We start from the raw sequence: 11,783 nt of genomic DNA, 5'->3' as shown, positions 1-11,783 counted from the left end.
GCGCGCTCAGCTCGTCGTCGCGCCGGTCAGTGCGGCGCCCTCCGGCTCGTCGCCGTACTCCTCGCCGGCCGGCTCGTCATCGGGCGGGAGCTCCCAGACGGGCGCGTCCGCTTCCGGCGCCGTGCCCGGTACCGGGTCCGCGTGGCCGAGCGGCTCCTCCTCCTCGAGCCGAACGCCCCGGACGACGCGGGAGAAGTGCGCGGTGCCGGTCTTGAGATCGATCCCGACGACGTCGGCGTGGATGACGAGGGTCGTCTGCTCCTGCCCGTCGCGCGTCCACGTGTCGGTGCCGAGGGTGCCCACGACGACGACGGGGGTGCCCTTGACGAGCGACGCCGCGACGTTCTCGGCCAGGTCGTACCAGGTCTTGACCGTGAACCACTCCGTCCGCCCGTCGCGCCACTGCCCCGTGGCCGCGTCCTTGACGCGCTGCGTGACGGCGATGCGGAACCGCGTGTACCTCGTGCCGCGCTCGCTGATGACGAGCGTCGGTGTTGCGCCGACATTGCCCCGGACGGTCACCTGAGACTTGACGTCCATGACGTGCTCCTCCACTCCCGCGCCGGCCCGGTGCCGGCGTCGGGCGACACGCTGCCGCGCCGGCCCGACGCCACCCGGCCCACCGCGGGCGTCCTGTGGACGGGGTGGCCAGGGACCTTCCTGTGCGGGAAGCGCGGGCGGGCGGTGCCCGCGGAGTGGTCAGCCCAGGGCCTCGCGGAGGCGCCGGTGGCGGGCGTGGAACGCGTCGGTGGGCGCGGCGAGCTCGGCGCGCACCACCATGCGCAGGCGCTGCGTCACGGCGGCGCGGTAGTCCCCGGCGGCACGCTCGGCGGCAGCACCCCGGACCGACCGCGCAGCGATGACGAGCACCGAGCCCGCGACGACGGCCCCGACTCCCCCACCGAGGAGCGCCGCCGTCGGCAGGTCCCACTCGGCAGCCGCGCCGACGGCGAGGACGACGAGGGCAAGCAGACCGAGCACCCCGAGGGCGAGCCCGGCCCAGCGCAGTGCGGCGGCGCGGGGCACGCGGGTGGGCGGGAGCGCCACGCCCGCGACCGCCTCGGTGGCCGCCGCCGCGAGCCGCTCGACGGGCGCGACCGCCTGCTCGATGCCGGCGCTCCAGCGGGCCGGGAGACCGGCGGAGGCTTCCTCGACCCACCGCCCCCGCACGCCCGCGACCGTGGCGACCGCGGGCGCCTCGGGATCGGCGAGCGCGCTGTCCCCCTGGCGTGCGACCGCCGTGCGGATCGACTGCTCGACGGCGTCGATCCCGCTCGCGACGGTGAGCTGACGCGCTGCGCCGTCGACGGCGTCCTCCCCGAGACCGGGCTCGCCCGACCCGACCGCTCCCCGGAGGCGACCGGCGACGGCGTCGAGCTCGGCCTGCGCCGTCCGCGCCGAGACCGACGGGAGGGCAACCGCGAGCGCGAGCACCGCGCGCAGCTCGTGGATGCCCTCCCCGGTCAGCGCCGACGTCGTCAGGACCTCCACGTCGGCGAGGCCGTCCGCGGCGAGGAGGGCACGCACACCGTCCGCGACGGGGACGACCTTGTCGTCCGGGATCGTGTCGACCTGGTTGACGAGGACGAGCATGGCGTCCTGCCGGTTCGCGAGGGCGCGCAGGTACCGCTCGTGCAGGGCGTTGTCCGCGTACTTCTGGGGGTCGACGACCCACACGAGGATGTCGACGAGCGGGAGCAGCCGGTCCACCTGGGCCGAGTGCTCCTCGGCGACTGAGTCGTGGTCGGGCATGTCGAGCAGCACGAGGCCGGAGAGGGCACGCTCCCGCTCGTCGTCGGGCGGGCACTCACGGACGATGCGCCGGTGCTCAGCGACCGCGAGGAAGTCGAGGAGTCCGTCCGCCTCACTGCACCACGCGCACGCGGCGGCGCGGTCCGTCGTCGGACGGATCGCGCCGACGTCGGCGAAGGTGACGCCTGAGATCGCGTTGAAGAGGGAGGACTTCCCCGATCCCGTGCCCCCGACGAGCGCGACGACCGTCCGGTCCACGCCGAGCGCGAGGCGGTCATGGACCGTGCGCATGTCCGCCCGGGCGCGCTCGGCGAGCGCGGGGTCCACGAGGTCGCCAGCTGCGACCAGGCCGTCCTCGATGCGCGCGACGCGGGCCGCGAGCGCCGAGTCCGTCCCGTCGGCGGGCGTCCGGTCGCTGCGCTCGGCGGGTTCGACGTGCGTCATAGGTGCCCTCTCGGTTCGCTCGAGCGCCACCTCCGTCCTGTCAGGGGACGTCGGGGCACTGCGCTCGGTGAGTTCGACGTGCGTCATAGGTGCCCTCTCAGTTCGCTCGCTCGTAACCGGAGCCCGGAGCCGGCCTCCGGGCGCAGGTCGAGCTCGTCGAGTCGCTCGACGAAGCGGTCCGCCTCCGCCCGCACGGCCGCGCCGGCGTACTCGATGAGCTCGGCGCGGGCACGCTCGACGAGCTCGACGCCTGAGCGGCCGAGCAGCGAGGAGAGCGCTCGCGCAGCCCCGTCGAGCCCGGCGGCACCCGCCTGGGCGAGCGCCGCGACGCCGGCGTGATCGAGCGCGTCACGAGCGCTCCCGGCGGCGAGCTCGGGGGTGAGCACCTTGGTCCGGGCGACCCACCGGTCGACGGCGGAGCGGGCGCGTGCCTGCCGCGCGGTGGCGTCGGTCCCGGGTGCGTCCGCGGACGTGCTGGTGGCACCTGCGGTGCCGGGGGCACCCGTCGCGGCAGCAGTGCCGGGCGCCGTCACCCCCGCCGAAGCGGCGAGGAGGACCTGGCCGCCGAGGGCCGGTTCGCTCCCGGCGGCGCGCACGGCGGCGCCCGCCTCCCCCGCCGCGGCGGCGATGAGCGTGACGAGAGCGGCCCGGACGTCCGCGGCGATCCCGGCCGCCGCTGCCGAGCGGGTGCGGTAGGCGCCGGAGCGCCACCCGCGGCGGACGCGCGAGCCGGTGCCGGCGACCAGCGGGGCGAGCGGCCCGCCCGTGCTGGCGAGCGAGAGCCACCGGGTTGTCGGCGCCCCCTGGGCCGCGACGCCGGCGGCGAGCGACCGCGTGAACGCCTCCGCGTGGTCCTCGGCGGCATGCGCGGCACGCGACCGCAGGCTTCCCGCCGCGATCGTCTGGGCCGTCACGCCGTCGGCGAGGCGCAGGAGGTCCTCCCGCAGGCCGCGCCACGCCCCCTGCGTCGTGCGGCGGACGACGCCGCGCGCCGTGTTCCGCCCGCCGACGAGTGTGAGCCACGTGCGCAGCGGCTCGATGGCGGACTCGGGGAGCAGCCCCTCGTGCGGGCCGACGTCCTCGATGACGAACAGCGGCGCCGAGCCGAGCCCGAGGCCGTCGAGCCGGCCGAGGAGGTCCGCGCGGACCTCGGCCAGCACGCGCCGGGGGACGCGGTTGAGGACGACGGCGAGGGAGGTCCCCCGCTCCTGCGCCTGAGTGAGGATCCGCCACGGGACGGCGTCGCCGTAGCGGGACGCCGTCGTGACGAAGACCCACAGGTCCGCGGTCTCGAGGAGGACGTCGGCGAGCCGGCGGTTGGTCTCGTCGACGGAGTCGACGTCCGGGGTGTCGAGCAGAGCGAGGCCCCGCGGCACGCCGTCGTCCTCGACGAGGTCCGCGAGCGCGGCGAGCGGATGGTCCTCGAGAAGCCAGGAGTCCTCGGGACGCGCGGCGAGGACCGGTTGGGTCGTCGTCGGGCGCAGGACGCCCGCGGTGGAGACCTCGCTCGTGATGACGCTGTTGACGAGGGTGGACTTCCCGGCGCCGGTCGAGCCGCCGACGACGACGACCGCCGGGCCCTCCTCATGCTTGAGGCGAGGCAGGAGGTGGGCGCCGATCTGGGTCTCGACGCGCTCGCGCAGGCGGCGCAGCTCAGGCGCGTCGGGGAGGTCGAGCGGGAAGCGCACCGCCTCGACGTCGGCGAGCAGGTCCGTGACGACGTCGAGCAGCGGTGAGCGCCCGCGGACGTGCCGAGGGTGCCTGCCGACGGCGGCGGGAGTCTCGGGCACGGCAGTCACCGCCCTAGGGTGCCTTGCCGCGGCGCCGGCGCCAAAGAAGCGCGCCGCGCGTGCGCGCTCCGACCGCCCGTGTCGGCGCAGCCAGGGCTCGTCGAACGCCCTGACCACGCACCGAGCGGCGAGCGCCGACGGCGACGGACCTGACACAATGGCCCCAGCGCCGCTGCGGGGTCCGCACCGTGCGCGGGCCCCCGTAGCTCAACGGATAGAGCAACGGCCTTCTAATCCGTAGGTTGCAGGTTCGAGTCCTGCCGGGGGCACAGGCTTGCATCGCCCCTTGGTGAGACGATGACCCATCGTGAGAGCCCCCTTCGCCCGCGTCGATGACCGCGCCCGTCGTTCGTCCTGGCTGGTGTGGCTCGCCGGGGCGTGCGTCTACTTCCTCGCCGTCCTCCACCGGGCCTCGCTCGGGGTCGCCGGGCCCGACGCGATCGACCGCCTGGGCATCTCCGCCACGGAGCTCGGCTCGTTCGTCATGGTCCAGCTCGGCATCTACGCGGCCATGCAGGTCCCCGCCGGCCTCGCCATCGACCGCTGGGGCCCCCGCCGCGTCCTCCTTGTCGCCACGCTCGTCCTCGGCGTCGCCCAGACGACCTTCGCGTTCGCCACGGGGTATCCCGTCGCTCTCGCGGCCCGAGCCCTGCTCGGCATGGGCGACGCCGCCGTCTTCATCGCCGTCCTGCGCCTCGCGGCGATGTGGTTCCCGCGCCGGCGCTACGCCATCCTCACGACGGCGACCGGCCTGTTCGGCATGGCCGGCAACCTCGTGGCGACAGTCCCGCTCGTCATCGCGCTCGAGGACTACGGCTGGACCCGCACGTTCGCCATCACCGGGCTGACGTCCGTCGCCTACGCCCTGCTCCTCCTGCGACCCGCCATCGCGGCCCCGTACCGCGAGGTGCGGGAACCGGCGCAGCAACCGGAGCGCACGAGCCGCCGGGCGCTGGCGGACGTCGCCGCGTCCTGGGGGCGCAAGGAGACCCGCCTCGCCTTCTGGACGCACCAGGCGACGATGACCCCCGGCGGTGTCATCTCCCTCGTGTGGGGCTACCCGTTCCTCACCGAGGCGCTCGGCTACAGCAACGCCGCGGCCGCGGGTCAGCTCTCCCTCTACGTCGTCGCCACCCTCGCCGCGAGCTTCTTCATCGGGCCCTTCGCCGGCCGACGCCCGGGGTGGCGGATGCCCATCGCCGTCACGGTCTCCGTCGGCGGGATCCTCGCCGTCGTCTCGCTCGTCGCCTGGCCGGGCGACGGGCCACCACCGTTCGTCGTCACGACGGCGTTCATCGTCCTGGCGCTCGGCGGCCCCGCGTCGCAGGTCGCATTCCACATCGCGCGCGACTACAACCCTCCCTCCCGGATCTCGACGGCGACCGGGCTCGTCAACTCCGGCGGCTTCGCCGGGGCGATGATCGCGGCGATCCTCGTCGGCATCGTCCTCGACGCGCGCTCGGGCACCGCCGCGCCGACGCTCGGCGACTACCGGTGGGCGATCGGGTCGGTCGCCGTCCTCGCGCTCGCCTCCACCCTCGCGATGGTCGCCACGCTGCTGTCGGTGCGCATCGGCGTGCTCGACCGGATGGTCCGGCAGGAGGACGTCGTCGTCCCGGTCTACCCGCGCTGGTGGGACCAGACGTACGCGCGGCTCTCCCGGATGCGCGTCGAGGAGGACGACGGCGGCGCGGCCCCGCCCCGGGACGAGGGCCCGGACGCCCCGGATGACGACGGCGCAGCATCGCCGGACGACGACGGCCGATCCGCCCGATGAGCGCCGAGCGGTCCCCGCGAGCGATCGGCGTCATGTTCGCCCTGCTGGCGCTGATCTGGGGCTCGAGCTTCCTCCTCATCAAGGTCGCCCTCGACGGCCTCTCCCCCGCCCAGGTCACGCTCGGCCGCCTCGTGTGCGGCGCGCTCGCCCTCGCGGGCGTCATGGTCGTCACCCGCCGCCGGTGGCCCCGGGGCGCGGCCGTGTGGGGCCACCTCACCGCGATCTCGATCGTGCTGTGCGTGGCGCCGTTCCTCCTGTACTCCTGGGCCGGGCAGTACATCCCCTCGGGGCTGTCGAGCATCTACAACGCCACCACCCCGGTCACGACCCTGCTCGTCGGGCTCGCCCTCCTGCCGGACGAGCGCCTCACCCGTCGCCGCACCGTCGGGCTGCTCGCCGCGGGAGCCGGCGTCGTCGTCGTCGCGGCACCGTGGTCCGCGCTCGCCGGGTACCGCGGGGAGAACGTCCTCCTCGCGCAGGCCGCCTGCCTGGGCGCGACCACGTGCTACGGGCTGGCGTTCGTCTACAACCGCCGGATCCTGCGCGGCTACGACTACGACCCGACGACGATCGCCGCCTCCCAGGTCGGCGTCGCCGCCGTCATCATGCTCGTCCTCGCCCCCGCCGTCGCCGCGACGCCGGTGGCGCTCACGGTCCCGGTGACGGCGAGCATCGTCGTCCTCGGCGCCGTCGGCACAGGGCTCGCCTACGTCTGGAACACGACGATCATCCGCGCCTGGGGAGCGGCACCGGCCTCGACCGTCACCTACCTCACGCCGGTCGTCGGCGTCGCGCTCGGCGTCCTCGTCCTCGGTGAGGAGCTCCACTGGAACGAGCCCGTCGGTGCGGTGCTCGTCATCCTCGGCGTCCTCGTCAGCCAGGGCCGGCTCGTGGCTCCCCGCCCGCGGGCGACCCCGCCCGGCCCCGTCGGCGAGCACGGCGCCGGGCAGGCGCGCCCCGACGGGCTCGCCCCGGACACGCGGGACCGCTGAGCACCTACCCTGGACAGGTGAACTCACGCACCTTGAACGACCCGATCGTCTGGATCGACTGCGAGATGACGGGCCTCGACCTCGCCAGCGACGCCCTCGTCGAGGTCGCCGTCGTCATCACCGACTCCGAGCTCCGTCCGGTCGACGCCGGTATCGACCTCGTCATCGCTCCTCCGCCCGGCGCGGTCGAGCGGATGGGCGACGTCGTGCGGGAGATGCATACGACGTCCGGCCTCATCAACGAGCTGGCCGACGGCCTGACGATGGAGCGGGCGCAGGAGCTCGTCCTCGAGTACGTGCGCTCGTGGGTGCCGGAGCCGCGCAAGGCCCCCCTCGCGGGCAACTCCGTCGGCACCGACCGGACGTTCCTCCACCGGGACATGCCCGAGCTCGTCGAGCACCTGCACTACCGGATCATCGACGTCTCCTCGATCAAGGAGCTGGCGCGCCGCTGGTACCCACGCGCCTACTTCCACTCCCCCGCGAAGAACGGCGGGCACCGCGCGCTGGCGGACATCCTCGAGAGCATCGACGAGCTGCGCTACTACCGGGCCGCGCTCTTCCCGGCGGGCGACGGGCCGGACTCCCCCACGGTGAAGAAGGCGGCCCAGGCCGTGGCCAAGCAGCCGACGTCGGCGATCCTCGCCGGGATGGGCGAGACGGCCGACGGCGCCACGACGGTCCCGACGCCGGCGGCCGCCGACGTCGCCGCTGACCTCGCGGCTCTCGGGGCGGCCTCGCGCGCCGGCCAGGGCGGCGCCGCGTTCGGGCTCCCCTTCGGGGGTGAGACGCAGGACACCCCGCCGTCGGCCTCCGCGCCGTCCTGAGCACCCGCGGGAGCGGCTACACTAAACGACTGCAACGTCAGTGCTCGCGAGGGCCTCGACCGCGCACATGGTGGGTATAGCTCAGTCGGTAGAGCGCCTGGTTGTGGTCCAGGAGGTCGCGGGTTCAAGCCCCGTTACTCACCCCAGCACGAGAAGGCCCCCGGCCCGCGGCACACACCGCGAGCCGGGGGCCTTGTCGTTCCCGCACGCCGCCGAGCACCGGCACAGGGGTGGGTCGGGCCCGCCCCGGGGCGCCCGAGCGGAGCTGGCGCCGACCCCGGACGCACGAGCGCGGGGCACGCCGGTCCGCTCGGACCCGCGTGCCCCGCGCCCTACCCCGCCCCCCTGGGGTAGTCCTTGTGCGGCCTCCGGCCGCGCCTACTGCTTCTCGACGGTGATCGTCCAGCTGGCGTCACCGAGCCGGTCGAAGTGCGTCACCGGGTAGCCGTTCTCCGCGGCCCACCGCGGGATGGCGTCGGTGGCCTGGGTGCAGTCGAAGTTGATGGTGAGGTGGTCACCGCTCTCGAGGGAGGCGATGGCCTGCTTGGCCTCGACGAGCGGGAACGGGCAGACCTGGCCGTTGGTCTCGAGGGTCACGGGCATGGGAGATCTCCTTCGTCAGTGTGGTCAGGCGTTGGCGAGCGAGGCGACGGGCTGGGAGCCGGACGCGGTGCCCGAGCGGTGGCGCAGGATGAAGATGTGGGTGGCGACCCCGGTCCCGAGCACCATGAAGCCGAAGGACAGCCAGCCCTGGTAGGAGAACTGGGCGGTGTTGACCATCGCGTTGCCGATCGTGCAGCCGCCGGCGAGCGCGGCACCGACGCCCATGAGCGCACCGCCGCTGATCGAGCGGACGACCGTCGTCGCGTCCGGGACCCGCAGCCGGAACTCCCCGCTGGCCTTGGCGGCGATGAACGCTCCGACGAGGATGCCGAGGACGAGGAAGACGCCCCAGTCGACGAGCTCGACGTCACCCGTGACGAGGAAGCTGACGACGTTGGCCGACGGCGTCGTGATGCCGAGCCCGGCGTTGCGGCCGCTGGCGGCGCTGAGCGGCCACGCGACGGTCGCGATGACGCCGATGAGTACGGCCGTCCCGAAGGCGTGCCAGGGCTTCTCGAGGAGGAGGTGCGCGAGCCCGGTGCGGCGCGGCGGCAGCGTCGCGATCGCCAGCTTCGGCTCGGCGGCGAGGTGGCGCGAGGCGAGCGCCGCCACGCCGACGGCCAGCACCGCGACGAGCCACCACGGCGAGATGCCGAGGCTGTCGTGGATGGTCGTGAGCGGGACGGTCTGGGCACGGGCGGCGGCGGTGAGGTCGCCGAAGATCCCGTACTTCATGATCGATGCGAACCCGGCATAGAAGAGGAGAGCGAACCAGCTGCCGATGAGGCCCTCGCCGGAGCGGTAGAACGTCCCGGTGGCGCACCCGCCGGCCAGCACGATGGCGAAGCCGAAGATGAAGCCGCCGACGATCGTCGGCCACAGCGCCAGCTCGCCGGCACCGAGCTCGATGACGCCGAGGCCCTGCAGGGTGAACAGGCCGACGCTCTGGACGGCGATGACGATGAGGAACGCCGTCATCCATCGGGTCTGGCGCCCGATCCACACGTCCCGGAACGCGCCCGTGACGCAGAAGCGACCGCGTTGCAGCGCGAAGCCGAGAACACCGCCGACGGCAAGTCCGGTGAGGACCATGGGTCTTCCTTCAGTGAGGGGCGCCGCGCGCCGTCCGGGCCTGGACAGGTCCGGACGGCGTGCGCACCGGTGAGACGTGCGAGTGGTTCGGACGCTAGGGACGGACGGCGCGCGCCGTCGACCGCCGTCCACCGCCCGGGACCACAGGTGCCCGACCGTCTGCCAGGTGAGACGACGACGCCCCCGTGCCACTCACCAGCTCACCAGGACGAGACGAGCTCGATCCCCTCAGCCGCGATCGCCTCGGCGAAGGCGGGGTCGCGCAGGAGCCGGAGCTCCCACGCCCGGGTCATCCCGTCGGGACCGTGCAGCTTCTCGACGGCGGACTCCGGTGCGGGGTGGAGGAAGATCTCGCTCGTCCCCTCCGGGAGCCGGCACAGCAGGTCGACGTAGTGGGCGCGCAGCGCCTCGTAGGAGCCGAGCTCGCCGGCGGACTCCCAGCTCGTGCCGATCTCCGCCGGCAGGCGCACACCGAGGCCGTCCGCGGTCGCCACCGCACGGGCGACGTACTCCTCGAACTCGGCCCGCATGTCCGGCGGGAGGTTGAGGCCGCCGTAGAGCTCGATCGAGCGCGGCATCCGGAACGGGAGGCCGTGCCTGGCGCAGAAGGCCAGCGCGACGTCGAGGAACGGGCCACCGTGGAGGCCGTAGAGGATGCCGGCGTGCGAGTCGAGTCCGGCCGGCTGCAACCCCGCCGCGCCCATCCACGCGAGCTGCGCCTCGAGCTCACGCTCGACCTCCTCGGCTGTGGCCTGCTCTCCGAGGAGGAAGGCGTTGACGTGGAAGGCACCGTCGTCGTCCGTCAGGGATCGCACGTCGGGGGCGACGGGCCGCCACGGCGGTTCACCCGCCGGGCTCGTCAGCGCGATGTGGAGGCGCGGGACGGGAACGCGGCCCGCAGCCGGGGCGCCGTCGTCCATCCTCGCCGCGAGGACGAGCCCGGCGGCGTGCGCCGCTTCCGGGCCCACGACGAGGAGCGTCGAGGCGGTCAACCGGCCCTCCTGCAGGAGCGCGACGATCTCGCGGTTCGTCTCCCGGTCGTGGCCCAGGTCGTCCGCCGTGAGGACGAGCCGGCGGCTCATCGCCCGGCCCGCCGGGCACCCAGCTGTACGCGCGTCATGAGCCGATCGTGGCAAAGAACAGCGACCCCGCAACGTGAGCGCGCCGCCCGCCGGGCGCGGCTCACCAGAAGGCGCGCGCCCCGATCGCGTCGGCGAAGTTGTCGAGCGCCCCGGGCGTCGTGCCGAGGTAGAGCGAGGCGTCGACGAGGGAGACCTCCATGACGGTCGGATGCCCGCCGTCGCCTTCGACGACGTCGATGCGGTTGAAGAGGAGCTGGGCGTCCCGCCCGATGCGGGACTTCATGTAGCTGTGGGTCGCCGCGCGCACGTCCTCACCGAGGCGCAGCTCGGCGGTGGTGGGCTCGCGCGTGTGCGCGACCTCGCGGGGCGCGTCGTCCGCGCTCGTGAAGGGCCCGTGGAGCATCGCCTCCTTCTCGACGGCGTGGGAGAAGATGCCGTTCATGTAGATGAGCGCCGTCTCCCCGCGCACGTCGACGGAGTCGAGGTAGCGCTGGACCATGACCGAGCGGCCCTCGCTCAGCAGGGCGTACGCGTGCTGGATGGCCTTCATCCGCGACCCGGCGTCGCGCGCGGTGTACCGGCCCGTGTCGCGCGACCCGGCGGAGACGGCCGGCTTGACGACGAAGTCACCGAGCGAGGGGAACCGGGTGTGCACCTGGTGCTTGCTCAGCTTCGCGTCGGGCTCGAGCCAGACGGTGCCGATCGTCGGCATCCCCCGCTTGGCGAGCTCCTGGAGGTAGTGCTTGTCCGTGTTCCACTCGACGACGTCGGCGTTGTTGAGCAGCTTGGGGATGGTCCGCGCCCACGCGAGGAAGTCATCCCGCCGGCTCGCGTAGTTGTGGACCGAGCGCAGGACGACGATGCCCGCCTCGGACCAGTTGACCTCCGGGTCGTCCCATGCGGAGACCCGCGGGTCGATCCCCCGCTCGGCGAGGGCGTCGGGCAGGCCGAGCTCGTCTTCGTCGAGTCCGGCGTCGGAGCAGGTGGCGAGCGTTACGCGAGGCTGTGGCACCCTTCCAACCTATCCGAACGGGGCCGCTCGCACGCCCCCGGCGGGACCGGTCCGCAGCGCCCGCTCGCCGTCGCGGCGCGGCAGGGTCCGCGCCGGTGTGCGTGATGGGCGTCACGGGCCGCGGACTCGCACCGCCCCCGCCGCCGGTGGTAGCGTCATCCACTGTTCCAAGCGCCATTAGCTCAATTGGCAGAGCAGCTGACTCTTAATCAGCGGGTTCAAGGTTCGAGTCCTTGATGGCGCACCACCCAGCCGCCCCGACCGGTCATCCGGTCGGGGCGTTGCTGTGCCCGGAGCTGCCGCCTCGGCGGCAGCGGCGCGTATGCGCGGTCGACGCATGGTGTCCCTTCCTGCGGATCGACGTCGTTGTCGTCAGGGCGCTCCGCGAGCCCCCCGGGTGCGCCGCTGCCAC

General features: G+C 74.0%; 9 protein-coding genes, 3 tRNA genes and 1 pseudogene. 6 read left to right on the top strand and 7 right to left on the bottom strand.

The features are described from left to right. Window positions 1-6: 6 nt before the first annotated feature. The 3 genes from V2J63_RS10380 to V2J63_RS10370 form a co-directional block, all read right to left on the bottom strand. Window positions 7-540, bottom strand: a complete 534-nt coding sequence (locus V2J63_RS10380; RefSeq protein WP_331230963.1) for a single-stranded DNA-binding protein — start codon at window positions 538-540, stop codon at window positions 7-9. 159 nt (window positions 541-699) lie between these two features. After that, entirely contained in the window at window positions 700-2,196 is a 1,497-nt protein-coding gene (locus tag V2J63_RS10375; protein ID WP_331230962.1) for a GTPase, read from the bottom strand. A gap of 83 nt (window positions 2,197-2,279) precedes the next feature. After that, on the bottom strand, window positions 2,280-3,995 hold the full coding sequence (locus V2J63_RS10370; RefSeq protein ID WP_331230961.1) for a hypothetical protein: 1,716 nt from the start codon (window positions 3,993-3,995) through the stop codon (window positions 2,280-2,282). Between the two features lie 187 nt (window positions 3,996-4,182). Between V2J63_RS10370 and V2J63_RS10365 the strand changes: the two genes are divergently transcribed. The 5 genes and pseudogenes from V2J63_RS10365 to V2J63_RS10345 all read left to right on the top strand — a co-directional run bounded on the left by V2J63_RS10365 (window position 4,183) and on the right by V2J63_RS10345 (window position 7,728). Continuing rightward, window positions 4,183-4,255, top strand: a tRNA-Arg gene (locus tag V2J63_RS10365). A gap of 38 nt (window positions 4,256-4,293) precedes the next feature. Further along, window positions 4,294-5,763 (top strand): MFS transporter, encoded by a 1,470-nt coding sequence (locus tag V2J63_RS10360; protein ID WP_331230960.1) that lies wholly within the window; start codon window positions 4,294-4,296, stop codon window positions 5,761-5,763. Continuing rightward, complete coding sequence (locus V2J63_RS10355; protein WP_331230959.1) at window positions 5,760-6,755, top strand: DMT family transporter; 996 nt, start codon at window positions 5,760-5,762, stop codon at window positions 6,753-6,755. Before V2J63_RS10360 ends, V2J63_RS10355 begins: the two co-directional genes overlap by 4 nt. 17 nt (window positions 6,756-6,772) lie before the next feature. Further along, window positions 6,773-7,393, top strand: a pseudogene (gene orn, locus V2J63_RS10350) (oligoribonuclease); the annotation flags it as partial. Window positions 7,394-7,652: 259 nt separating this feature from the next. After that, window positions 7,653-7,728 (top strand) — tRNA-His (locus tag V2J63_RS10345). A gap of 232 nt (window positions 7,729-7,960) precedes the next feature. On the opposite strand, the gene V2J63_RS10340 is transcribed toward V2J63_RS10345, so the two are convergent. The 4 genes from V2J63_RS10340 to V2J63_RS10325 form a co-directional block, all read right to left on the bottom strand. Beyond that, entirely contained in the window at window positions 7,961-8,185 is a 225-nt protein-coding gene (locus V2J63_RS10340; RefSeq protein WP_331230958.1) for a sulfurtransferase TusA family protein, read from the bottom strand. 24 nt (window positions 8,186-8,209) lie between these two features. Continuing rightward, window positions 8,210-9,277 (bottom strand): YeeE/YedE family protein, encoded by a 1,068-nt coding sequence (locus tag V2J63_RS10335; protein WP_331230957.1) that lies wholly within the window; start codon window positions 9,275-9,277, stop codon window positions 8,210-8,212. Between the two features lie 200 nt (window positions 9,278-9,477). Continuing rightward, window positions 9,478-10,359, bottom strand: coding sequence for a carbohydrate deacetylase (locus tag V2J63_RS10330; protein WP_331230956.1), 882 nt, complete (start codon window positions 10,357-10,359; stop codon window positions 9,478-9,480). Window positions 10,360-10,459: 100 nt separating this feature from the next. Continuing rightward, window positions 10,460-11,371, bottom strand: a complete 912-nt coding sequence (locus tag V2J63_RS10325) for an ATP-grasp domain-containing protein (RefSeq protein ID WP_331230955.1) — start codon at window positions 11,369-11,371, stop codon at window positions 10,460-10,462. Between the two features lie 171 nt (window positions 11,372-11,542). Between V2J63_RS10325 and V2J63_RS10320 the strand changes: the two genes are divergently transcribed. Then, a tRNA-Lys gene (locus tag V2J63_RS10320) sits at window positions 11,543-11,618 on the top strand. Window positions 11,619-11,783: the final 165 nt, after the last annotated feature.

Origin of the sequence: Georgenia wangjunii, from assembly GCF_036421975.1 — a bacterium.
Lineage (GTDB): Bacteria > Actinomycetota > Actinomycetes > Actinomycetales > Actinomycetaceae > Georgenia_A > Georgenia_A wangjunii.
Note: the sequence above shows the minus strand (reverse complement) of the source record. Positions and strands in the feature narration are given on the sequence as shown.

Bases quoted from the DNA above. Each gene is read 5' to 3' on its own strand.
- V2J63_RS10340 (WP_331230958.1), bottom strand. From the start codon at position 8,185: ATGCCCGTGACCCTCGAGACCAACGGCCAGGTCTGCCCGTTCCCGCTC.
- V2J63_RS10330 (WP_331230956.1), bottom strand. From the start codon at position 10,359: ATGAGCCGCCGGCTCGTCCTCACGGCGGACGACCTGGGCCACGACCGG.
- V2J63_RS10380 (WP_331230963.1), bottom strand. From the start codon at position 540: ATGGACGTCAAGTCTCAGGTGACCGTCCGGGGCAATGTCGGCGCAACA.
- V2J63_RS10375 (WP_331230962.1), bottom strand. From the start codon at position 2,196: ATGACGCACGTCGAACCCGCCGAGCGCAGCGACCGGACGCCCGCCGAC.
- V2J63_RS10355 (WP_331230959.1), top strand. From the start codon at position 5,760: ATGAGCGCCGAGCGGTCCCCGCGAGCGATCGGCGTCATGTTCGCCCTG.
- V2J63_RS10335 (WP_331230957.1), bottom strand. From the start codon at position 9,277: ATGGTCCTCACCGGACTTGCCGTCGGCGGTGTTCTCGGCTTCGCGCTG.